We start from the raw sequence: 21,685 nt of genomic DNA, 5'->3' as shown, positions 1-21,685 counted from the left end.
TGTAGTCGAGACCGCAAGTTCCATTCATAGTCATATTCTCTCCCTTTTAGGGAGAGATGCCAAAGGCAGAGAGGGTTTTGAACATTGCCAAGTCCAAAGATTTCTCTCCCGAAAGTTCGGGACTACACTCCAGTCGAAATGACGCTGCTTTAGAGTTAATACAATATTCAACTCTGTGTTCATACAAAAACCAAAACATCAGTAACAAAAAAGGCGCCTGTAAGCGCCTTCCGTATTATTTCTCAATCTCTTTCAAACTATCCATCTTCTTATAAGCCAAGAAACCTTTGATATCTTCAAAATGTTCACGAACGCGTTTATTTCCAAACTCAAATACCTTTTCTGCCAAGCCATCTAAGAAATCCCTATCGTGAGATACCAAAATTAACGTACCATCAAAATCACGTAACGCATCCTTAATAATATCCTTGGTTTTCATATCCAAGTGGTTGGTAGGCTCATCCAGAATCAACACATTTACAGGCTCTAGCAAAAGTTTAATCATCGCCAAACGTGTTTTTTCTCCACCAGATAACACTTTCACCTTTTTAGTGGTATCATCACCACTAAACATAAAAGCACCTAGTAAATCCTTAATTTTCACACGAACATCGCCAACAGCAATTTGGTCAATCGTATCAAAAACCGTTAATTCTCCATCTAACAACGCAGCCTGATTTTGGGCGAAATAACCAATTTTCACATTGTGGCCCACTTTCAATTCACCCTCGTAATCAATCTCGCCCATAATCGCTTTAATCATAGTCGACTTACCTTCACCATTCTTACCTACAAAAGCCACTTTTTGACCACGCTCAATCACCATTGAAGCTTTCTCAAATACCAAGTGTTCACCATAAGCTTTGGTCAATTCCTCTACAATTACGGGATAATTTCCAGAGCGGGGAGAAGGCGGGAATTTCAACCGTAGGGCTGAATTGTCTACTTCATCCACTTCTATCACTTCCAACTTCTCTAACATCTTCACCCTTGATTGTACCTGAAGCGTTTTAGAATAAGTGCCTTTAAAACGGTCAATAAACTCTTGATTGTCGGCAATGAAACGTTGCTGCTCCTCGTAAGCCTTTAATTGGTGTTCACGACGCTCTTTACGCAATTGTAGATAGTGGGTATATTTTGCCTTGTAATCGTAGATACGGCCCATCGTTACCTCAATGGTTCTATTGGTAATGTTATCGACAAAAGCACGGTCGTGGGAAATCACAATCACCGCTTTCGCAGAATTAATCAAGAAATCTTCCAGCCATTGGATACTTTCAATATCCATGTGGTTGGTAGGCTCATCTAGTAAAATAAGATCTGGTTTCTTCAATAAAATTTTGGCCAGCTCAATACGCATACGCCATCCACCAGAAAACTCCGATGTTTGACGGGTAAAGTCAGAACGGAGGAATCCCAATCCCTTTAACACCTTTTCTACTTCGGCATCATAGTTCACTTCCTCAATAGAATAGAACTTTTCGCTAAGTTCCGATACCCTTTCAATTAACTTCATGTAATCGTCAGTATCGTAATCAGTCCGAATGCCCAACTGTTCGTTCAAGCTTTCCAGCTCATCACGCATGTGATAAACTTCACTAAAAGCTTTAGAGGTTTCCTCAAAAACAGTCACATTATCTTGCGTAAGTAAATGTTGTGGCAAATAAGCAATTACCGCATCTTTTGGCCCAGATACATGGCCACTGGTCGCTTTACCAGCACCAGCAATAATTTTTAATAAGGTGGATTTACCCGCACCATTTTTACCCATTAGGGCTATTTTATCATTCTCGTTAATAGAAAAAGATACATCGCTGAAAAGCGTGGTACCGCCAAATGATACAGAAATATTATTTACGTCGATCAATGTGATTACTCTTTTTTAATGAGCCGCAAAGATAATTGAAGAAATTGTTTTTAATAAATAATCTAATCGTAAATATTTATCTTGCTAAGGATTGCTTTTGACACGTAACGGAATTATAAAATCAAAGCTAGAAAATCTCTAAAACAGTTTATTATGAGGAAGAAATATTTGATTATTTTCGGTTTAATGGTATCACTCTTGCTCAGCTATAGTTCTAGCAAATCAAAAAAAACTATCAAAAAAAACAATGATTTAGGCAGCATACAAAGAAGGAATCTAACTGTAATTCCCAAACAAAAAGTAAATACAGCTGACTTTGTACCCAAAGGGTTTGTGCTTTTTAGTACCATAAAAGGTGATCTTAATAAAGACGGTTTAATAGACGAGGTGTTGATTGTTAAAGGGACAGACAAAAGTAAAGTCATTGTTAATCGTTTCGAAGAGCGGGCTGACCGTAACCGAAGGGGCATTATCATCCTATTGAACAAAAAAGGGCGATACGAATTGGCCCTTAAAAATTTAAATTGCTTTTCATCCGAAAATGAAGATGGAGGTGTTTACTTCCCGCCAGATCTTAGTGTCCAAATAGAAAAAGGAAATCTATACATTCAATACTCACACGGTAGATACGGCTATTGGCGTTATACTTTTAGATTTCGCAATGCTGATTTTGAGCTGATTGGTTATGATTCTAGTGACAATTTCGGTCCTCGAATTGATCGAGAAACCAGTATCAATTTTTTAACAAGGAAGAAACTGGTAAAAGAAAATACAAATCAAAATGACGATGGTGGGGATGAAGTATTTAAAGAAAAATGGTCTAAACTTCCTGCAAAACCGCTGGTGAAACTATCTCAAATTAAAGATTTTGATGACTTAATTAGCGATGAATAAGTGTTCGTAATTTAGATCTATGATGGCTATGTAAGACTTACGAAGTTTTCGAATGGAGAAAGCCCTCAATTTTACCTTTAAAAACAACCAATAGCTAAAGTTAAATTTCGTAAGTTTTTCAATCTTCTATTAAACTCCGCCCTTTAGCCCCTAGAAGAAGGGAATTTCGCATTGCACAAACTTCCCTAAGCACTCAGAACGGCCTATTGTAATGTGGCAGCGAAAGCCATTAAAGCGTAACCACAAACACTCAATAAAGTACAATCAAGCTAGGTGCAGAAGTGCAGCACCCTCTTTCATTCAGCACTCACAGAAACACGGCTCAGCTAGCGCAATAAAAGCTTTAATCAGCTGGAGCAACACAGTACAATCAGCCTTGAACTTTTGGTCCTTTTCTTTCAAGAGAAAAGGACTAGGCCCAACGGCCATGAGTGAAAAAAAAACAAACGACCTTCTATAAATTAGAACAGCGCTACTAGCTCCAATATCGTGAAGAAGCGAATCTAAACAACCAAAAAACTAAACAACTAAATCAAAAAGCCACCACCCAACAAATCATTACCTTCATAAAACACTGCCGATTGACCTGGAGCAATTGCAGAAACTGCATGATCAAAAACCACACGCATTTGATCCTTCTCCTGTACAATAGTACTTAAAGTACCAGCATCTTTATAGCGTATTTTAGTAACTACATTATCCAAAGGCTCGTTGATATTTTCGTATTTAATCAAATTTACGTTTCTTACCATTGCCTCACGACGCTCTAACTCATCCGCTCTGCCCAAAACAACCGTATTGCTTTCAGGCAAAATTTGGGTCACAAACATCGGCTCGCCAAAAGCAACACCTAAACCTTTACGTTGACCAATGGTATAAAAAGGGTAGCCTTTATGCTGGCCAATCACCATACCTTGGGTATTTACAAAGTTTCCACCAGCCACACGTTCTTCCAAATCTTCCACTTTGTGTTTTAAGAAAGCACGGTAGTCGTTATCAGGTACAAAGCAAATCTCATAGCTCTCGCTTTTTTTAGCCAGTTCCTCTTGACCCATATCTAGAGCCATTTGTCTAATTTCAGATTTAGCGAAACTACCCAACGGGAATTTAGTTCTAGCTAAGTTTTCTTGCGACACGCCCCACAATACATAAGATTGATCCTTATTCTCGTCTTTACCTTTAGAGATTACATAACGACCACTGTCTTGCTGACGAATATTCGCATAGTGTCCAGTAGCAATAAACTCACAATCTAACTTATCAGCACGTTTCAATAGTGCTTCCCATTTGATATAAGTATTACACAACACACATGGATTTGGCGTTCTTCCAGCTAAATATTCATCCACGAAGTTGTCGATGACGAAATCGCCAAACTCATCTCTGATATCTAAAATATAGTGCGGGAAGCCATAATTTACGGCAAGTGTACGGGCATCATTAATACTATCCAAACTACAGCAGCCAGTTTCCTTGCTATTACTGCCCGATGTGGCATAATCCCAAGTCTTCATGGTTAAGCCAATAACTTCATAACCCTGCTCGTGCAACATCACTGATGCTACCGAACTATCAACCCCGCCACTCATGGCTACTAAAATTCTTCCGTGCTTGCTCATTTTCGTAAATAAGAGTGCAAAATTACGTAATTAGTTTAAAACTGCCTCATAAGGAGGTCGTGACAATGTCAAAAGTAGCCTAACTACCGCTTGATTTTCTAATTTGAAGTTCAGTATCCAGCAGAATGGTTTCTTCAGGACCAATGTCCTTACCTTTGATTAAGCTAATGAGCGTTTGGGCCGCCAACTCACCAATTTGACGTGAAGGTTGACGTACCGTACTCAATGATGGATTTAAGACAGCCGCTAAATCAGAATTACTGAATCCTATCAATGCAATATCTTTAGGGACAGTAAACTTGTGCTCCATCAAATAAGCCAATACTTTGGTACTCAGTAAATCAGTGGCGGTAAAGATAGCTTGCGGTTGTTGTTTAAGCAATTGTTCCATGGCATCAGCCACGCTTTGATCTATCTGCTGAGCAGTATCGCAAAAAGCCACCAATTCCTCCTGATAATTGATTCCGTGGTCTTCAAGTGCTTTTTTATAACCTTCAAAACGTTCAGCGGTGGTGGTTAGCGTTGCATTGCTATTCAAATGCGCAATACGCGTATAGCCATTAGAAATCAAATGCGTAGTCGCTTGATAAGCACCACTTAAATTGTTGGCCGCAATTTTATGAGCCGTCATTTTTTCGCTAATCCTGTCAAAAAGTACCACTGGAAATCCTTGTGATTGCAATTCTTTTAAATGACTAAAATCGGTGGTTTGATAGGACGGAGAAATCATGATGCCATCTACACCACTAGCATGCAATAAATTGATACAGGCCTGTTCTTGCTCATACGACTCTTTGCTTTGCATAATAATGATTTGATAGCCATTTTCAGTACAAATCTGGTCAATGCCATCTAGCATTTGCGCCACAAAATTATTGTCTATCGAGCAAATTACTACCCCTATAGAACGTGTTTTACCCACTTTCAAACTGCGGGCCATACGGTTGGGCACATAATGATGTTCCTTAGCGTAAGCCAACACTTTTTGCTTAGTTTCTTCTCCAATTTCATGGCTATCGGTGAGCGCCCTTGATACGGTAGAAACCGAGATATTTAATGCTTTAGATATGTCACGTAGAGTAATGCTCATTTTCACTATAAAGATAAGATAGTTTAACTAGCTGTTTAAATTTCATTCCAAAATATTTTAAAGGTTTGATTTAATTCCTTGAAAATGAACAAGCAGCTAATACCTAAACCTCATAGGTTTTAAAAGCCTACGAGGTTTGTATTACACCAAACCATCAAAATGAGTACATCACTACAATCCATTTATCTATCTAGGGTTCAATCGCATACTGAAGTGTTGATAAAATGAACTGTTGCATGTATTTTAAATTTAGGATATTTAACCTCCATTTTATTCAAATATGAAGATCGTAATTGCCGAAAAACCCTCTGTAGGACGTGAGTTAGCCAAAGTTTTTGGGGCTACAACCCGTAAAGATGGGTATATTGAAGGCAAAGGCTATTCCTTCACTTGGGCTTTCGGGCATCTATTACAGCTTGCCCCACCTCAGGAATATGGCTTTTTTGGCTGGCGCAAAGAACATCTGCCCATGCTACCAAACAAGTTTAAACTCTCCATTCGTAAGATAAAAACCAAGGATGGAATGGTGGAAGACCCTGGGGTAAGAAAGCAACTGGATACCATAAAAATGCTGTTTGATGAAGCCACAGAGATTATCGTAGCAACGGATGCTGGGCGTGAGGGCGAATTAATTTTTAGGTACATCTACTCTTATTTGAAATGCAAAAAGCCATTTAAGCGGCTGTGGATCTCTTCACAAACGGATGAGGCGATTAAGGATGGATTTAGAAACTTAAAACCTGGTACCGAATACGACACGTTATTCAGTTCGGCACATTGTCGTTCCGTATCTGATTGGCTGGTGGGCATGAATGCGACACAAGCGTTAAGTATTTCGGCAGGCAATAGGAGTGTGCTCTCTTTAGGTAGGGTGCAAACCCCAACCTTAGCCATGATTTGTGCCCGTTACCTTGAAATTAAGAACTTTGTTCCCAAAATATATTACCAAATTGGCATCCAATTGGATAAGGATGGACAGTTATTTAAAGCCATTTCTGTAGATAGTTTTGATGCCAAAGAAGAAGGGGAAGCGATTTTTGAAAAGGTGCAGGATGTTGCTTCTGGTTTTAGTAACGGTGGAAACATCACCGCTGTAGAAGCTAAGCCAAGAAAAGAGCCACCTCCACTATTGCACGATTTAAGTAGTTTGCAGCAGGAAGCCAACAAAAAGAACGGTTTTACCGCTGACCAAACTTTAGGTTTATTACAGAACCTTTACGAAAGTAAATTGGTAACCTATCCACGTACGGGTAGCCGCTACATTGGTGACGATATTTTTGCTACGGTACCTGCACTAATTGCCAGTTTAACCGACCATGGCCTGTTTGCTAAATCAGCCGTAGCCTTGCAGGAAATGACTTTGAACAAAAGGAGTGTCAATGCTAAAAAGGTAACTGACCACCATGCCATTTTAGTAACTGGTGTTAAACCTGGCAGTTTAAGCAAAGACCATCAAGCGATTTTTGATTTAGTTGCTGGGCGCATGTTAGAGGCTTTCCATCAGGAATGTGTGAAAGAAGTCACCAAAATTACCATCCAATCGGAGATTGTTTTTGTGGCCAATGGTACAGTTATCCGCTCTGCGGGATGGCGCTCTGTTTTTAACGAGGTAGAGGAGGATAAAAAAGACGAGGACAACCCCGCTTTACCAAAAGTAAAGAAAGGAGAGGCTTTGCCTATTGTGAACAAAGCCTTCTTGGAAAAACAAACCAAACCGAAAGCGATGTACAACGAAGCTTCGTTATTAAAAGCTTTAGAAACCTGCGGCAAAGAAATTGAAGATGAAGAGCTTAGATACGCCATGAAAGATAGCGGTTTAGGTACTCCAGCTACACGGGCAGCCATCATCGAGACCCTGTTAACTAGGGAATATATCATCCGCGAAAAACGTAATTTGGTACCAACGGCTAAAGGCTTGGCTGTTTACGAAGTAGTAAAAGACAAACGAATTGCACAGGCAGAATTGACAGGTGCTTGGGAAAAACGTTTGGAAGAAATCAGATCAGGAGCCTCGGTTCAGGACTTTAAGTCGGAAATTATTGATTACACCAGAAGCATTACCCAAGAGCTACTTACCGATGGAGCCGCTATTTCTAGCCAATTGGCTGTGCCAGTAGCTACGACTTAAGTTTTCACTTTCCATTGTTTTTAAACACCCCGCCCTTTGGGCACCCCTCTAGAAGAGGGGAATTTGGAAGTGCACAAACTTCCCTAAGTGCTCAGAACGGCCTATGGTAATGTGGCAGCGAAAGCCATTAAAGCGTAACCGCTAACACCCAATAAACCACAATCAAGCTAGGTGCAGAAGTGCAGCACCCTCTTTCATTTACCTCTGACAGACACACGGCTCAGCTAGCGCAATAAAAGCTTTAATCAGCTGTAGCGACACAGTACAATCAGCCTTGAACTTTTGGTCTTTTTCTTTCAAGAGAGAAGTACTAGGTCCAACGGCCATGAGTGAAAAACAATAGATAACCTATCATAAACAACTGTAAAACAACACAATTAACCCATTAAATCACAAATCAAAGAAACCATTCCCTTCTAAAATCTGTTATGCTAATAAAAATTATATAGTTATGTTAAGCATTATCAGAGATATACCACCACACGTATTTGGCGTAAAAGCTACGGGACAAGTCACGGCCGACGACCTTAAAAGCGTACTGCTTCCTGGATTAGAAGTACTCACCCAGAATCAAAATGACATTTATTACCTATTAGTACTAGAAACGCCTGTCGAAAACTTTACCGCTGGTGCATGGTTTCAAGATATGGTAGCAGGCTTAAAACATTTTACCAAATGGAAAAAAATAGCTGTGGTGACCGATGAAACAGCTGTAGAAAAATTCACAGACGCTTTTAGCTATATCGCCCCAGGAGAATCTAAAGGTTTCAAATTGTCGCAGCTTGACGAAGCAATTGATTGGTTAAGCATAAAATGATAAAAGATGAGATGGATTAAAAACATGACTGCAGGCCTTATTGGTTCTGTAGCCCTAAACATATTGCACGAAGTAGTGCGCAAAAACATAAGCAATGCTCCCCAAATTAATTTATTGGGAGAAGAGGTAGTTAACAAAACCCTTAGTCAAGTAGGTACCCCAATAAATGACGCTGATGATTTACACAAGCTAACTTTAGAAGCTGATCTTATTGCCAATGCTACATATTACAGCATGATTGGCGGAAGCGGAAAATACATTTGGCCCAAAGCTGTAGCATTAGGTTTAAGTGCTGGAATTGGTGCCATTCAACTTCCGAAATCATTGGGTTTGGACCCTAGACCAGTAACTAGGACAACACAAACCAAGGTGCTCACCGTGGGCTATTATTTATTTGGAGCGCTAGTTACGGCAACAGTACTAAAAACACTCTTTAAATCTTAAAAACGAAACAAAAGTATGGAAAATTCAAATGTGAGCAGAGATAGCTCAAACAATACACAAGATATTAACGATCACATCAAAACCTTAGAAGGTAAGGAAGCCGTCGAAAAGTTACAGGAACTAGCCAAAGGGGCAGAAAACTGTTTCTTTTGTACCAGCATTAAAACAGGCTTGCCATTATCAGTAAGGCCAATGTCGGTGTTAGATGTGGATGACGACGGTAATTTATGGTTCATGAGCCAAGTAGATAGTGAAAAGAATAAAGAAATTGAGGCTGATCCGTTAACGCATTTATTTTTTCAGCACCATAAAAATTCAGGTTTTTTAAATATTTATGGCATTAGTGAAATTATTGAGGATCGAAAAAAAATAGAAGAGCTATGGAATCCGCTACTTAAAGTTTGGTTTCAAGATGGAAAGGATGATGAGAAGATCAGCGTAATCAAAGTGGCGCCGACACAAGTTTATTACTGGGATACCAAACATGGTGAAGCCATTGCCTTTATTAAAATGGCGGCATCCATCATCACTGGAAAAACCATGGATGACTCGGTAGAAGGAAAATTAGAAATTTGACGACGTACTGATTAACGTTGTACAATAGACCTGACAGCAGCCGATAGCTCCCAAAGTGTAACGTGGGACTAAAGGCGAATGGCAGGACTGAAGAGAGCGAAGGCCTTGTGTCTTCGCTCTTCTATTTATAAAAGACTTTGGCGTATTGTAGGCGAATTGGTAAATTGCCCTATCATGAACCGCAAACTATTTCTTTCGTCGTTACTGCCCGCATCGGCAATGTTATATGCTTTTAAAGGCAATGCCGCTACCACAAAATTGAGTAATGAAGCTGTTAAGCATAAAAAACCTCCTTATTTAAAGCAGGGCGATATCATTGGGATTACCTGTCCAGCGGGATTTATTACGTATGATGAAATAGCACCTGCCATACAACAGATGGAAAGTTGGGGCTTTAAAGTAGCGATAGGAAAAACAGTCGGTGCCCGTGATTTTACCTTTGGCGGTACTGATGAGGAACGTTTGGCCGATTTACAACAAATGTTGGACGACACGAGCATTAAGGCCATTATGTGTGCAAGGGGAGGATATGGCGCTGTGAGAATTGTAGATCAGTTAAATTTTAGCATTTTTAAGATATCTCCCAAATGGTTAATTGGTTTTAGTGACATTACCATTTTACATTGCCATTTAAATAGCAATTATCGATTTGCCAGCATACACTCTAAAATGTGCAATAGTTTCCCTACAGATTGGACCAAGGCAGAACCGATACAAATTGATACCATTAAATCTATCGAAAAAGCTCTAAAAGGAGAGGAGCTGATGACTTACGAAGCCAGTTACCAAACCAATAACAGGTTAGGTGAAGCAGAAGGCGAATTAATTGGTGGTAATTTGCGCTGTATTGAGAATTTGACTGGCAGTGCATCAGAAATTAAAACCGATGGTAAGATTCTATTTGTCGAGGATGTCGGTGAATATTTGTATAGCATCGACAGAATGTTTTTTAACCTTAAGCGCAGTGGCAAACTTAATAAACTGAAAGGTTTGGTAGTGGGCGGTTTCAGGGTGAAAAAGGATGATGAGGGGGATGGCTTTGGCAAAACATTGGAGCAAATTGTATTGGAAAAAGTAAAGGAATTTAATTATCCAGTATGTTTTGATTTCCCCGTAGGCCATCAAAAGGCTAATTATGCTTTAAAGTGTGGAATAAAACACCGTTTGAGTGTAACCGAGCAAACTACAACGTTGAAAGAGCTGGCGTAATTTGCTTTAAGCTAATTTGATATACAGGCGTTTCTTGCAATCTCGAAGCCACAATAATTTCGGTACCGTTGGCTACCTCACTAAATAGTTGATGCACCAAATCAGGGCAATTGTTTTCTCTACTTAAATGCGAAAGAAAAAGATGGCTCATGAACTCGGGCCGATGATTGACAAATAGGTCAAGGGCTTTCTGATTAGACAAGTGACCATTTCCACCTCTTATCCTACGTTTTAAGAAATAGGGATAGTTCCCTTTGTCCAACATTTCATCGTCGTAATTAGCTTCTAAAAATGCTGCGTGACATTGTTTGAAATGATGAATAAGGTTTTCACAGTGGTCGCCTATATCCGTAAAAACACCAATCTTTATGTCGTTACACGCCACCGTAAAGCTGTGCGGCTCAGCAGCATCATGTAATTTAGGAAAGGCCACTATTTCCAAATCGCCAATTGTAATAGGCTCACTACTTGAAAACGAATACACCAAATGCGATGGCAGCAACTGTCGGCCACCTAAATGTGTTTTTGCAGTAATATAAATAGGTAATTGATATTTTTTAGCGAGTACTGGCAAGCCCTTAATGTGGTCGGTATGCTCATGAGTAATAAAAATGGCCCGAACTTTATGCATACTTAAGCCTAAACGAGAAAGTCGGGTTTCCGTTTCCTTGCAGCTTAGGCCAGCATCTATCAGTACGGCATCATCTTCATTGCCAATGTAGAAACAATTACCATTGCTACCAGTATTTAGTGAGCTAATAAATAACGACATTGGCAGCAAAGTTCGTTATTTTAACCTACTTTACATGATACTAATTTTAAACATTACCACATTGCGCAAACATAGCCTGGTGGCTAACTGTTATGAATAAAAAAGGCCATGGAAGAAAAATTCAATAACGCTACCCCTCAACGCCCAGCGGGAAGCCGTGCTTTGGACGGGCAAATGGTTCCTGTGGACTTGCCCAAGTTCATCAAAGAGATCAAAAATGAATCTTCATACCATGAAAATGGGAAGAATGCCATCACGGTTTTTAAGTCAGAACACACTACTTTGACGTTAGTGGCACTAAAAAAAGATGAAAAAATACAGTCGGGCAATGAAGAAGGGCATTTACTAATGAACCTGTATATGATTGAAGGCGACTTAAGTTTTACCGCGAAAGGAGATAAACAGTATCTTTCAGTAGGACAGCTACTTAACTACCATTATGATTACCCATTTCAGGCCATTGCCCATACCGAATGTGTGTGCTTATTGACCATTATTAAATAGGGGCAACGGATACGAAATGTGAATTGTTAAAAACTTACGGCAAAAAAGAATATCAAAAAAAGAAAGAATTGCTTGTTTATTCCGTTTAAATGATATATTTGACCAATAAATTAAAATTATAACAATGGAAAAATTTGCAAAAGTTAAAGAAGTAGTTGCCGCTATCGAGGCAGACGTAGAGAAATTTTACAACGCAGGTAATTCAGCTGCAGGAACTAGAGTACGTAAAGCTATGCAAGATCTTAAAGGTTTAGCTCAAGAAATTCGTACTGAAGTTACAGAGAAAAAAAATAGCGCAAAATAATAACCGCTCAAAGTAATTAATGGAAGACCTTGTTTAAGTACAAGGTCTTTTTTTATAGGCGCTCTAAAACGATAAAACGTTTTTGTACATTTACTAAAAGCAAAAAATAAGAATATGATTGCAGTACAGGTTACTTACCAAATTAACGCCGAATTTGTTGAAGAGAATAAACGTAATATTGCTGCTTTTTTAGCTGATTTTAGAGAACTGCAACACAGCAAGTTCCTGTACCATGTTTACGTTAAAGAGGACGGACTAACTTTTGTGCATGTTTCTATGTACGAAAATGAAGAAATACAACAACAGATTTTAAATACGCCTTCTTTTCTTGCTTTTCAGCAACACAGAGACGAAAGAGGCTTAACCGCACCAGCAGTTATTGAACCAATGGAACACCTTGGTTCTTCATTAAGAATAATCAAATAAAACAAAAGTGGCACTACCAAGGTAACGCCACTTTTTTGTTTCATATATAAATGCAAACCTATAAGCCGGGTTCTGTTTCCTCCTAAAAGGACTTCTATCATTAATCCAGGATAAATGTTGCCATTTACCTCTAACGACCTACCCACTAACATCGGACGAGCAGCCCTACATGCGTTAGCCTATTTGGTCTTTCAACTCCCGGGGTTTACCAACCTTGCTATCACTAACAAAGCTCGTGAGCTCTTACCTCACGTTTTCACCCTTATCCCAACAAGTTGAGACGGTATATTTTCTGTGGCACTTTCCGTGGCCTAGGTCTTCATTCCTAAACCCCTTCCCGTTAGGAAGCGAGACGCTCTTTGTTGCCCGGACTTTCCTCCTCAATATAAAATTGCGGCGATAGAACGGTTTGCATTAAGTGCAAAGGTAAGCTTTTATTTCGTTTTGTATTAAACCTCGTAGGTTTTAAAAACCTGCGAGGTTTGTTTATAAAGTTTCGTCATTGCGAGGCACGAAGCAATCTTAAAGTAATAGTTTTTAACCTTGACATTCGTGAGATTGCTTCGTGCCTCGCAATGACGGATGATGCTTAATAAAAACAAAAAAGACTTACGAAGTTTTAGAAACCCTGTAAGTCTTCCTAAGATAGAAAAAGCACTATTTACAATTCTGCAAATCCTTTGCTACCTGCTCATAAGTATACATTCCTTGCTGATTACCAAATGAATTGGTCACATACACCATTACCTGTGCAATATCAATATCATGCAAATCCTTAAATGCTGGCATTTTCTCTTGATAGGTTTTACCATGAATCTCCATCGGTTCATTAGCGCCATTTTTGATATAGCAAGCAATTTTTTGCTTATTAGCTTTCAAAAATACCGTATCAGTGAGTGGGGGAGCCAGCTCTCCCAAACCTTCCCCGTTGGCGCCATGGCAATTCTGACACCTAGCCACATAAATATCTTTTCCATTGGAAAGGTATTTAGCCATTTCAATTTCACTCGCACTTTGACAAGCATTAATCACTATGGCTACTGCCGCTAAAAAAAAGGTATAAACTACAATTTTCTTAACGCTGATGCTTTTAACTTTTGATTTTTGACTTTTCACTTAATCAGTTTTTCTCCGCAAGCAAAATATCCATATCGCTTTTCAGCTTTTCAACTTCTTCAGGTTTGGTACCGTCATAAGCTCCTCTAATGCGTTTATGCTTATCAACAAGCACTAACCAACCCTGGTGTACATAACCATCGGTTGCTGCACTATCTTCTTGTACCGCTACCAGATAATCTTTTTCCGCTAAGCCGTACACTTCTTTTTTATCGCCGTATAAAAACTGCCATTGTGGTACATCAACACCCAGTTTTTTCGCATACTTTTTCAATACAGAAGGTTTGTCGTACTTAAAATCAATGGTATGAGAAAGAAACATTACTTCTGGGTTGCCTTTATACTTGTCGTAAATGGTCCTCATATTACGGTGCATGATAGGACAGATGGTTGTACAAGAAGTAAAAAAGAAATCGGCTACGTAAATTTTGTTATTGAATGCATCTTGCGTGACCTCAATACTATCTTGGTTAAGAAACTTGAAGTTTGGGATCGTTTTGTAAACAGTATCTATCTTTTCATTACCATTAGCATCTTTGCTGATCTTCGCCTCCTTATCTCCATAAATAGGTAATTTCTTTTCTTGTGTACATGCCGCTCCAAACAATAACAGTCCGAATGCAGCGTATTGAATTAATCTTTTCATCATTTATTTAAGATATTTTTCAGGGCTTTTATCAAATTTCATTTGGCAACTTTTGCTGCAAAACACATATTCCTTTTTGTTGAAAGTGCTTTTAATACTGCTCGAAGCTTTCACTTTCATCTTACAAACTGGATCTACCTTTAGGCTATCACTAACAACAGTTTTTTGAAATTCATGAGTAGTGGTTTCTCCCTGTGTCCACCAACCACCAAGGGCAAAAATACAGATTATTAAAGTTGTTTTCATATTACATTAAGGGTTTATGCCACAGATACACAGATTTTACATTTTCCTAAAAACATCGCCCGTCATTTCGAGCGTAGTCGAGAAATCTTTGAATATGCTAGTCTTCTAATAACTTTCAGAGACTGGCTTTGTCGTAAACTCTCGAAATGACGAAGTGAGTGCTTATACATTCACATAAATTTTTACCTGTGCATCTGTGGCTAATTCATCATTATTTTATAAAAGGTTTTGCCTGTTCAATGGCTTTTTCTAACTGAACCTGCACTTGTTTTACACTATCCAGTTGATTTTTAAAGTACTGTAAAGCTTCTGCTTTTGAACCCTTAAAATCAAGTTGGAAACCATGCATCCAATCCATCATTTTCTCATCTGCCAAATGGAGCTGATGAATGGAATTTTGTAGTGCAATGGTGTCGCCATCTTTCTCCTGGCGCTTTTTTTCCAACAAACTATCTAACTTGAAAGTAGTTTTAATGGCTTTCTCATTAATCACCATTGCTTCGTTATGCAAATCGTCGATAGTTTTTTTAATAGCTTGCTCATTGTCCTGCTGCTGACAAGCGGTGAAAGCCAGGATAATTATTAAGCTTAGATTTTTTAATTTATTCATGATATTAAATTTTAAAATGGAACAGAAAAGTGAAGCATTAACCGATTTCCAGCCTTGGCACGTTGATTAGCTAATTCCTGACCTATTACATTTTGGTAATTAGCGCCAACAGAAAACTTACTTACCGCCAATTCAAAACCTGTAACCAAAGCGGTAGAATAACCTCCAGAAACATCCATTTCATATTTACCTTGTTCCATGTCCTTGGTAGCAGTTTCATATAAAATACCTGCATTTGGCGCAATGGTGAGTTGATGGAATAACCTAAACTTATAATACAATAGTGCATTTGTACTGAGCTTATTGCCATACCTATAACCGTATTTATTCTCAGTGTTGATTTTGTAATTGGCATTTAGGTTAAAGCCAAAATCATTTAAGCGAATATCGTAGGCCGCATTCAGGGTAAAATCGGTACTTGCTGTTCCTAATTGAAAGTTGTTAGGGTTTTCTTGGATAGCCAAACGTTCGCTAGGTTCGTATTTTCCTGTGGGAAGTTTAACGCCCGCACCCACCCAAAGTGAATGCACCAGCAATTTACTGTTAAGTGTATTGCTTTGGGTAAACAAATTATAATAACCCATTAATGCAATATCACCTAAACCTTGTTTATTGCCAGTATTGGCTTGCGAACTACGCTGATTGAAGTTATAGGGAATAAAAGCGAGTGTCCTAAAACGCTTTCCGAAATTCCAGCCACCCCAAAGTTCTGCACTTTGATACGTTTCGTCTGTAGACAGTGGCGTAACATTTCCGTGCGGACCCAAATGCGTTTGCAGGGTTTTATGCTGATACCTAAGACCTACAAAACGTTTGTTGTATTCGGGCAAAATACCGATATAGTAACTGCCCACACCACAACCACAGATATCGCAAGCAAGCAATGTTGAAGGACTTGATAATAAAATCAATAGAAGTATTTTCTTAATAATCATTACTGTTCTGCTAAAAGTTTATTGTTAATAAATTCCTCATCATTTAGAGTATTTAAAAAAGCAAGTAATTTGCTTTTCTCATCGCTGTTAATGGCAATCCCCCTAGTTCCATTCTTATTTAACAATGGGTCTAAGTTCTCCGTCGCCTGAACCTCATTAGTATAGTGCTGAAAAACGGCATCTAAGTTCAAAAACCTACCATCATGCATAAATGGCGCAGTATATTTGAGATTACGTAACGATGGTACTTTAAATTTATACTTATCTGTACTTAACAAAGTCGATCCATATAGACCTTTATCGTTAATGGGATTGGGCGCTAAGCCATTATTCCTAAATTCTCCATCGGTAAATAAGGGCTCCTTATGGCAACTACCACACTTATCCTTAAAAATCTCATAACCTTCCAATTCCAGAGTCGTAAAAGCCGCATTACTTTCTTTCCTCATGACCTTGTCGTATTTAGAATTACTACTAATGCACATGATCATAAACTGCGATAAGGCTTTCATAAAACGTGCAGTCGTAATTTCCTCTGAACCAAAGGCTGCTTTAAATTTCTCTTTATAAGCCGTAGCCGAACGAAGTTTATTGAGCACATTTTCTAAGCTTTCATCCATTTCCTCGTGGGCTGTAATCGGAGTAATGGGTTGTAGGTCAAGGTCAAATACACCACCGCCCCACATAAATGCTTTGTTCCAAGCCAAATTCATAATGGGAGGCGAGTTACGTGTACCTAATCGATCCTCAATGCCATGACTTACATCGTGCCCGTGTTGTGTAAATGCCGAAGACTGGATATGGCACGAACCACAACTAATCGTATTATTTCTAGAAAGGCGTACATCATAAAAAAGTTTCCTACCTAATTCGAAACCATCCTTAGTTACGGGGTTGTTTGCCAAATTGTAGATAGGCTGTGGAAAATTTTTAGGAGCTTGAAACCCTAAAAAAGTATCTATCTGCTGTTGTATATCATTACCCTTCTTGCAGGAATAAACAAAAACCAACAGTACTAAAATATATTTGACATATCTCATTTTAATTCTCTGTATGGTCGTGTGTAAACAATCCTGAAAAATTATTGGCTATTGTTGAAGAAAATTCGCCGAACATCACATTCGGATTCTCCTTAATGCTAAAAGTATTTTTACCATTAAAAACCTTCATTAAGTCAACAAAGAGATGAATATTACTCTGTCTATCCTTTCTCACCCTCGCTATCCCAGCTTCATTCAAATCCACGGTTATCTTTCTAATGTTATTAATTGTAGGAACATCGTAACCACCAAAGAAACCAATGTGGTACTTAAATTGCTTTTTACCTGTAGGATCGCCCTGTTGATCATCAGTGACCACGTTTGAATTCCCTTCTAAACGGAAAAAAATATATCCAGAATTCCAGCCCCAGTACATGCCACCACTTTCCATACTTCCTCCAGAAGCTGGATCTAGCACGCCAGTTCTCTTGTCTACTGGCATCGTACTGCGTAAACTATCTACGCCTACAATAAAGGTTAATTTACTATAATCGCCTTCTGGCACTTTTACTTTTGCAAAACGAGTACCTCTGTCTGAGCCCTTGATCAAAAAATAAGAGCTATCCTGCTTTACAGTATATTTTTGTCCACTAGTAGTGGTCACCTCTACGTTACTGATAAAATATTGGATCATGCTTATGGTAAAAGCTTCGCCCTTGGCATTGGTGTAAGGAACCGCTGCATTGTTAAAAGTCAATGTTCTTCCTCCAACAATGTTATCAAACTCAATAGACAGGGGAGCTAAATTTTCTTCTTCAAAATCTGGAGTAGGTTCATTTTTCTTACTACAGGAAATTAAAAAAAGTATTAAGATGGTTACGAGGTATAATATATTCCTTTTCATAATTATCAATATGGATTACTAATTTTTTTGTTACTTATAAATTCTTCGTCACTAAGCGCATTTAAAAACGCCTTAATAGCTGATTTTTCTGTACTAGATAGTGGAATCCCTAATTGTCCATTATTTTGGTAAAGTCTTTTATCTACGGTAAGCGAAGGCCTAATTCCATGTGCATAATGATCTAGCACTTCATCTATACTACCAAACCTACCGTCGTGCATATAAGGTGCAGTCAGCATTACGTTTCTAAGCGTAGGCGTTTTGAAACTCCCCATATCCAAGGGGTTAAGTGTAACTCTAAACCTACCTAGATAAATACCTTCCAAATCATCATTGTAGCTAAAATCAATTCCGTTGTTGTGAAAGTCATTGTCAGTAAACAGCTCACCAGCATGGCAGCTTTTACATTTTTGCTCCATTACTTTCATTCCCTCCATTTCTAACACCGATAATTGGATTCCTTCGTTTCTTTTAAACTTATCGTAACGAGAGTTTGCCGAAACTAAGGTGCGTTGAAACTGCGCCAAGGCTTTGACCACATTTGCAGATGTAATACCGTTTTCAAAAGCTTTATCAAATAATTGTCGATATTCTGGCACTGCTTTCAATTCAAATTCGAGTTCATAAAGGTCTTGGCCCATTTCATCCATACTGGTTAAAGGTCCAAAGGCCTGTGATTCCAGGTTGGTAGAACCTCCGTCCCAGAATAATCCTTTATTGGTCCAAAGCAAATTAAATAACGTAGGGGTATGCCGATGCAATTTCTGTTTAGATACACCACTATCATTTATGCGCATACCGTCGCTAAAGGCCAAAGCTTGTTGATGACAAGAAGCACACGAAAGTTGATTATTGCCAGATAAGCGCTTGTCATAAAATAACAATCGCCCCAATTTTACACCATCATTAGTTAAAGGATTATCTACGTCGTCAACCCAAGGAGGCATATTACCTGGAATTGCCAAGTAGTACCGATTATCTGTAGCAATTATAGCAGCTTCCTCTTTTTTACAAGAAGAAACTGCCAGATATAAGACTAGCCAAAAGAAATGTACTTTAGCTTTAGTCATTTTAATTTACCGATGTCACACTGAAAACCTTAGTACTGTAGTTATTTGCCAGAGCAGTCATGGTAGTTGCTTGAGCTGCACCAACCGTTGGTGTAGCAATAACGTCAATACCATCCAAGGCTTTGGATACATCAGCTTTTAAATTAATCACATTAGATTTAGAACCACCAATGGTTAAATTTTGGGGAAAATTTAAAGCAACTGTTTTATAATTGGCATTTAGGCCTGTTTCTATTTTGATGGTTTTGTTATTGGCATTTTCTACTGCAGATCCTCCAATTGCGGTAAAAATATAACTCGTATGCCACATCCAAGAAACATTCGTCATACCATTTAGTTGAGAAAGTTCCCCAATAGTCAAGCTTAAATTATCATTATACTTAGATTCTACGCCGATGCCAAATTTGATGCCTTTATATTCGCCATTTGGAATATCATTTAATTCTACCAATTCTCTTTTATTAGCAGGATAAGTATACGCACCATCTTGTACAGTTACTGCCGACGTCTCTTCTAATAAATAGTATGATTTAGGAACTACGTATTCTTCTCCATTGGCCTTGACCAATACGATGTTACTTACCCAATATCTAAATTTATTGAAGTTATATGTTTTAGTTCCTGAATTAAAGTTTGTATTTAAAGCAAAGTCTGATGTTCCGAAAACCGCATCGAAATTAAGGGATACTTTTCCTGGTGTTGATGTGATTTCTTCATCTTTTTTGCAGGCAGTGAATAGGATAGAGGCAAGGGTAATAATGGTTAAAATCTTTTTCATTTTATAATAAGGGTGTATGAGATGACAGAAGCCTAGATAGCATTCGCATCACTTCATTTAAAAAATTGACAAATAATTAATTAAGTGGCACTTAAGAAAGATATTTTCTTAATAAGATTTGATAATCATTCACGGAAAATCCAATAGCTTCATTGCAAGACACGACCTGTACCGACAATTCGGTAAAGCAATCTTAAAGCAATAATAATTTCCCACATGATAGGAGATTCCTTCTTGCTTCGCAATGATGAATGATGAATGAAATAAAGTAATCACAAAATACAGCCCTTGATTTGGGTTGCAATATGTTAAGCCACTAAGAAAATGATTAGGCTACCTTTGGCGGATGAAAGATGGTACTGGTTTTACCTACAGGCTTTTGCTGTAGATAGTGTGGGACTGTGGTTTCTACCTCCGTTTCAAAGGTTTTAAAAACCAGAAGTGGTTTTTCTGGGGCTACCGTTTCAATCACACGCTTTACATGCTCCTGCTCTTGCTTGCTTTTTTGCTCAAGCTCTTTCAGCTTAATGTCCAAAAAACATTTTCCTTCACAATGAAGTGCAGGTTTATCTTTGTTGGTACACAATACAGAAGAAATGTAAGCCTTGTTGAAATGGTAGGAGGTAGAAACAATCCAATAATTAAAGCAATTGGCCATCACGCCAACTAGCAATACTACTGCAATTAATTTTCTACAGATTTTCATCGGGACAAAGTTATGAAAAGTAGTAGAATAAAGGCAAGGAATAATTGGAAATATGATTAAAGAGTTTAAGGTAAAAAAGATTTATACCCCTATAAGCACATAATTTTATAGCCCATACCCTAAAAAGATTCATGAAAGAGAAAAGTAAGAGTCTAAGTTATCAGTCCAGATAGCAAGACAAGAAAAAGAAGATAAATAAGAAACTAAAATTAATAATAAAATAAAAATGGCAATATTTTTGTCTAATATCTATTATATAATGAATACAATTACGGGAATAACTACAAAACATTTTACAATTATATAATCATTAATATTTATATTTGTATCATAATGACACTAAAGACATTACATATAAAAAACAATTCAACTGAGTTCTTGAACTTGGTGAATAAACTTAAAGCTGATAAAGAAGCTAAAGTTAGGGCTTTGTTGTCTAAAAATAAAGCTAGAAAATCTAAATAAATAGATTTGTTTAATGTCTCTCAACAAATCTGTCACAATCACTTCTGCAGAAGGTCATGAATATGTATTAGGCTTTTCAAGCTTTGACAGTATGGTTTTGCCTGATTCAATAACAAAAAAAATTATTGAAGTTGTAATTGCAATTGAAGATTATAAAGGTATTAATAATGCAAAAACATTATTTGCATTAACCAAACATATTAAATCATACCTAGCTAAAAATGATGTCATATTATATTCGTATTGCGATAACAAGGATATAGAAAGAGGTAAAAGGCATCGTCACTTAACTCCACAAGAATATAGAAGTTTGTTATTTCAAACAATGTTTAATAAGTATAATAGTGAGGAGTTTATAAATAAACCTATTGAACTTACCGATGCAAATAACGAAAAGCACTATATACATTTATTTGCAAGAGTAGAAAGCATTGAGCAACTTGAAGTTGCTTCTAATGAATTGTATAAGTTAAATAAATAAAAAGCCCTTTTATTAGAACTTTTCGTTTAAGGCAATATTTAATACCTGCCAGTTTAAAGGTACAGCATCAACGCAAAAGACATTTGTCCAAAGTGGTG

Annotated in this window: 24 protein-coding genes and 1 other RNA gene; 10 read left to right on the top strand and 15 right to left on the bottom strand. The window is 37.9% G+C overall.

What is annotated here, in order from left to right; genetic code table 11:
• Positions 1-235: 235 nt before the first annotated feature.
• Entirely contained in the window at positions 236-1,867 is a 1,632-nt protein-coding gene (locus tag DUT70_RS03885) for an ABC-F family ATP-binding cassette domain-containing protein (RefSeq protein WP_113645969.1), read from the bottom strand.
• 153 nt (positions 1,868-2,020) lie between these two features.
• On the opposite strand from DUT70_RS03885, the gene DUT70_RS03880 reads away from it, so the two are divergent.
• Positions 2,021-2,761, top strand: coding sequence for a hypothetical protein (locus tag DUT70_RS03880; RefSeq protein ID WP_113645968.1), 741 nt, complete (start codon positions 2,021-2,023; stop codon positions 2,759-2,761).
• 527 nt (positions 2,762-3,288) lie between these two features.
• On the opposite strand, the gene mnmA is transcribed toward DUT70_RS03880, so the two are convergent.
• Together mnmA and DUT70_RS03870 are read right to left on the bottom strand one after the other, a co-directional pair.
• Entirely contained in the window at positions 3,289-4,380 is a 1,092-nt protein-coding gene (gene mnmA / locus DUT70_RS03875) for a tRNA 2-thiouridine(34) synthase MnmA (RefSeq protein ID WP_113645967.1), read from the bottom strand.
• Between the two features lie 79 nt (positions 4,381-4,459).
• Entirely contained in the window at positions 4,460-5,470 is a 1,011-nt protein-coding gene (locus DUT70_RS03870; RefSeq protein WP_113645966.1) for a LacI family DNA-binding transcriptional regulator, read from the bottom strand.
• 280 nt (positions 5,471-5,750) lie between these two features.
• Here DUT70_RS03870 and topB point away from each other — a divergent pair, with 280 nt between their 5' ends.
• From topB to DUT70_RS03845, 5 genes are all read left to right on the top strand, one after another.
• Positions 5,751-7,598 (top strand): DNA topoisomerase III, encoded by a 1,848-nt coding sequence (topB, locus tag DUT70_RS03865; protein ID WP_113645965.1) that lies wholly within the window; start codon positions 5,751-5,753, stop codon positions 7,596-7,598.
• A 451-nt stretch (positions 7,599-8,049) separates the two neighbouring features.
• Positions 8,050-8,415: a SpoIIAA family protein gene (locus DUT70_RS03860; protein WP_113645964.1), complete on the top strand. Its 366-nt coding sequence runs from the start codon at positions 8,050-8,052 to the stop codon at positions 8,413-8,415.
• A 6-nt stretch (positions 8,416-8,421) separates the two neighbouring features.
• Complete coding sequence (locus tag DUT70_RS03855; RefSeq protein WP_113645963.1) at positions 8,422-8,859, top strand: hypothetical protein; 438 nt, start codon at positions 8,422-8,424, stop codon at positions 8,857-8,859.
• 15 nt (positions 8,860-8,874) lie between these two features.
• A complete protein-coding gene (locus tag DUT70_RS03850) occupies positions 8,875-9,435 on the top strand; it encodes a pyridoxamine 5'-phosphate oxidase family protein (RefSeq protein ID WP_113645962.1) in 561 nt (186 codons plus the stop codon).
• A 78-nt stretch (positions 9,436-9,513) separates the two neighbouring features.
• A complete protein-coding gene (locus tag DUT70_RS03845; RefSeq protein ID WP_317047810.1) occupies positions 9,514-10,644 on the top strand; it encodes a S66 peptidase family protein in 1,131 nt (376 codons plus the stop codon).
• Here the strand turns inward: DUT70_RS03845 and DUT70_RS03840 are convergent.
• Positions 10,619-11,416: an MBL fold metallo-hydrolase gene (locus tag DUT70_RS03840; RefSeq protein WP_113645960.1), complete on the bottom strand. Its 798-nt coding sequence runs from the start codon at positions 11,414-11,416 to the stop codon at positions 10,619-10,621. The two genes, DUT70_RS03845 and DUT70_RS03840, sit on opposite strands and share 26 nt — an antisense overlap.
• Positions 11,417-11,524: 108 nt before the next feature.
• On the opposite strand from DUT70_RS03840, the gene DUT70_RS03835 reads away from it, so the two are divergent.
• From DUT70_RS03835 to DUT70_RS03825, 3 genes are all read left to right on the top strand, one after another.
• The gene (locus DUT70_RS03835) at positions 11,525-11,920 is read left to right on the top strand and encodes a cupin domain-containing protein (protein WP_113645959.1); all 396 of its coding nucleotides are present in this window, start codon (positions 11,525-11,527) and stop codon (positions 11,918-11,920) included.
• A 124-nt stretch (positions 11,921-12,044) separates the two neighbouring features.
• Positions 12,045-12,224: a histone H1 gene (locus tag DUT70_RS03830; RefSeq protein ID WP_113635034.1), complete on the top strand. Its 180-nt coding sequence runs from the start codon at positions 12,045-12,047 to the stop codon at positions 12,222-12,224.
• 114 nt (positions 12,225-12,338) lie between these two features.
• On the top strand, positions 12,339-12,650 hold the full coding sequence (locus DUT70_RS03825; RefSeq protein ID WP_113645958.1) for an antibiotic biosynthesis monooxygenase: 312 nt from the start codon (positions 12,339-12,341) through the stop codon (positions 12,648-12,650).
• 45 nt (positions 12,651-12,695) lie between these two features.
• On the opposite strand, the gene rnpB is transcribed toward DUT70_RS03825, so the two are convergent.
• The 11 genes from rnpB to DUT70_RS03770 all read right to left on the bottom strand — a co-directional run bounded on the left by rnpB (position 12,696) and on the right by DUT70_RS03770 (position 20,641).
• An RNA gene (gene rnpB, locus DUT70_RS03820) (RNase P RNA component class A) lies at positions 12,696-13,066 on the bottom strand.
• Positions 13,067-13,307: 241 nt separating this feature from the next.
• The gene (locus DUT70_RS03815; protein WP_240432016.1) at positions 13,308-13,766 is read right to left on the bottom strand and encodes a c-type cytochrome; all 459 of its coding nucleotides are present in this window, start codon (positions 13,764-13,766) and stop codon (positions 13,308-13,310) included.
• 4 nt (positions 13,767-13,770) lie between these two features.
• Positions 13,771-14,415, bottom strand: coding sequence for an SCO family protein (locus DUT70_RS03810; protein ID WP_317047809.1), 645 nt, complete (start codon positions 14,413-14,415; stop codon positions 13,771-13,773).
• Positions 14,416-14,658 (bottom strand): YHS domain-containing protein, encoded by a 243-nt coding sequence (locus DUT70_RS03805; RefSeq protein ID WP_113645957.1) that lies wholly within the window; start codon positions 14,656-14,658, stop codon positions 14,416-14,418. It lies immediately after the preceding gene.
• A gap of 211 nt (positions 14,659-14,869) precedes the next feature.
• Positions 14,870-15,268: a hypothetical protein gene (locus DUT70_RS03800; RefSeq protein ID WP_113645956.1), complete on the bottom strand. Its 399-nt coding sequence runs from the start codon at positions 15,266-15,268 to the stop codon at positions 14,870-14,872.
• Between the two features lie 11 nt (positions 15,269-15,279).
• Positions 15,280-16,203, bottom strand: coding sequence for a transporter family protein (locus tag DUT70_RS03795; protein ID WP_240432015.1), 924 nt, complete (start codon positions 16,201-16,203; stop codon positions 15,280-15,282).
• On the bottom strand, positions 16,203-17,243 hold the full coding sequence (locus DUT70_RS03790) for a cytochrome-c peroxidase (RefSeq protein WP_113645955.1): 1,041 nt from the start codon (positions 17,241-17,243) through the stop codon (positions 16,203-16,205). Before DUT70_RS03790 ends, DUT70_RS03795 begins: the two co-directional genes overlap by 1 nt.
• A 1-nt stretch (position 17,244) precedes the next feature.
• Positions 17,245-18,087: an MbnP family protein gene (locus tag DUT70_RS03785; protein WP_113645954.1), complete on the bottom strand. Its 843-nt coding sequence runs from the start codon at positions 18,085-18,087 to the stop codon at positions 17,245-17,247.
• 5 nt (positions 18,088-18,092) lie between these two features.
• Complete coding sequence (locus DUT70_RS03780; protein ID WP_113645953.1) at positions 18,093-19,157, bottom strand: cytochrome-c peroxidase; 1,065 nt, start codon at positions 19,155-19,157, stop codon at positions 18,093-18,095.
• A 1-nt stretch (position 19,158) separates the two neighbouring features.
• Complete coding sequence (locus DUT70_RS03775) at positions 19,159-19,935, bottom strand: MbnP family protein (RefSeq protein ID WP_113645952.1); 777 nt, start codon at positions 19,933-19,935, stop codon at positions 19,159-19,161.
• A 328-nt stretch (positions 19,936-20,263) separates the two neighbouring features.
• The gene (locus tag DUT70_RS03770; protein ID WP_113645951.1) at positions 20,264-20,641 is read right to left on the bottom strand and encodes a hypothetical protein; all 378 of its coding nucleotides are present in this window, start codon (positions 20,639-20,641) and stop codon (positions 20,264-20,266) included.
• A gap of 478 nt (positions 20,642-21,119) precedes the next feature.
• Here DUT70_RS03770 and DUT70_RS03765 point away from each other — a divergent pair, with 478 nt between their 5' ends.
• Positions 21,120-21,587 (top strand): hypothetical protein, encoded by a 468-nt coding sequence (locus DUT70_RS03765; RefSeq protein WP_113645950.1) that lies wholly within the window; start codon positions 21,120-21,122, stop codon positions 21,585-21,587.
• The last annotated feature ends 98 nt before the right edge of the window (positions 21,588-21,685 follow it).

Origin of the sequence: Pedobacter chitinilyticus (assembly GCF_003313385.1) — a bacterium.
Taxonomy (GTDB): Bacteria; Bacteroidota; Bacteroidia; order Sphingobacteriales; family Sphingobacteriaceae; genus Pedobacter; species Pedobacter chitinilyticus.
Note: the sequence above shows the minus strand (reverse complement) of the source record. Positions and strands in the feature narration are given on the sequence as shown.

What these genes read in the sequence shown, in the direction of transcription:
- DUT70_RS03880 (WP_113645968.1), top strand. Translation starts at nt 2,021, where the DNA reads ATGAGGAAGAAATATTTGATTATTTTCGGTTTAATGGTATCACTCTTG.
- mnmA (WP_113645967.1), bottom strand. Translation starts at nt 4,380, where the DNA reads ATGAGCAAGCACGGAAGAATTTTAGTAGCCATGAGTGGCGGGGTTGAT.
- DUT70_RS03870 (WP_113645966.1), bottom strand. Translation starts at nt 5,470, where the DNA reads ATGAGCATTACTCTACGTGACATATCTAAAGCATTAAATATCTCGGTT.
- topB (WP_113645965.1), top strand. Translation starts at nt 5,751, where the DNA reads ATGAAGATCGTAATTGCCGAAAAACCCTCTGTAGGACGTGAGTTAGCC.
- DUT70_RS03860 (WP_113645964.1), top strand. Translation starts at nt 8,050, where the DNA reads ATGTTAAGCATTATCAGAGATATACCACCACACGTATTTGGCGTAAAA.
- DUT70_RS03855 (WP_113645963.1), top strand. Translation starts at nt 8,422, where the DNA reads ATGAGATGGATTAAAAACATGACTGCAGGCCTTATTGGTTCTGTAGCC.
- DUT70_RS03850 (WP_113645962.1), top strand. Translation starts at nt 8,875, where the DNA reads ATGGAAAATTCAAATGTGAGCAGAGATAGCTCAAACAATACACAAGAT.
- DUT70_RS03845 (WP_317047810.1), top strand. Translation starts at nt 9,514, where the DNA reads ATGGCAGGACTGAAGAGAGCGAAGGCCTTGTGTCTTCGCTCTTCTATT.
- DUT70_RS03840 (WP_113645960.1), bottom strand. Translation starts at nt 11,416, where the DNA reads ATGTCGTTATTTATTAGCTCACTAAATACTGGTAGCAATGGTAATTGT.
- DUT70_RS03835 (WP_113645959.1), top strand. Translation starts at nt 11,525, where the DNA reads ATGGAAGAAAAATTCAATAACGCTACCCCTCAACGCCCAGCGGGAAGC.
- DUT70_RS03830 (WP_113635034.1), top strand. Translation starts at nt 12,045, where the DNA reads ATGGAAAAATTTGCAAAAGTTAAAGAAGTAGTTGCCGCTATCGAGGCA.
- DUT70_RS03825 (WP_113645958.1), top strand. Translation starts at nt 12,339, where the DNA reads ATGATTGCAGTACAGGTTACTTACCAAATTAACGCCGAATTTGTTGAA.
- DUT70_RS03810 (WP_317047809.1), bottom strand. Translation starts at nt 14,415, where the DNA reads ATGATGAAAAGATTAATTCAATACGCTGCATTCGGACTGTTATTGTTT.
- DUT70_RS03805 (WP_113645957.1), bottom strand. Translation starts at nt 14,658, where the DNA reads ATGAAAACAACTTTAATAATCTGTATTTTTGCCCTTGGTGGTTGGTGG.
- DUT70_RS03800 (WP_113645956.1), bottom strand. Translation starts at nt 15,268, where the DNA reads ATGAATAAATTAAAAAATCTAAGCTTAATAATTATCCTGGCTTTCACC.
- DUT70_RS03795 (WP_240432015.1), bottom strand. Translation starts at nt 16,203, where the DNA reads ATGATTATTAAGAAAATACTTCTATTGATTTTATTATCAAGTCCTTCA.
- DUT70_RS03790 (WP_113645955.1), bottom strand. Translation starts at nt 17,243, where the DNA reads ATGAGATATGTCAAATATATTTTAGTACTGTTGGTTTTTGTTTATTCC.
- DUT70_RS03785 (WP_113645954.1), bottom strand. Translation starts at nt 18,087, where the DNA reads ATGAAAAGGAATATATTATACCTCGTAACCATCTTAATACTTTTTTTA.
- DUT70_RS03780 (WP_113645953.1), bottom strand. Translation starts at nt 19,157, where the DNA reads ATGACTAAAGCTAAAGTACATTTCTTTTGGCTAGTCTTATATCTGGCA.
- DUT70_RS03775 (WP_113645952.1), bottom strand. Translation starts at nt 19,935, where the DNA reads ATGAAAAAGATTTTAACCATTATTACCCTTGCCTCTATCCTATTCACT.
- DUT70_RS03770 (WP_113645951.1), bottom strand. Translation starts at nt 20,641, where the DNA reads ATGAAAATCTGTAGAAAATTAATTGCAGTAGTATTGCTAGTTGGCGTG.
- DUT70_RS03765 (WP_113645950.1), top strand. Translation starts at nt 21,120, where the DNA reads ATGTCTCTCAACAAATCTGTCACAATCACTTCTGCAGAAGGTCATGAA.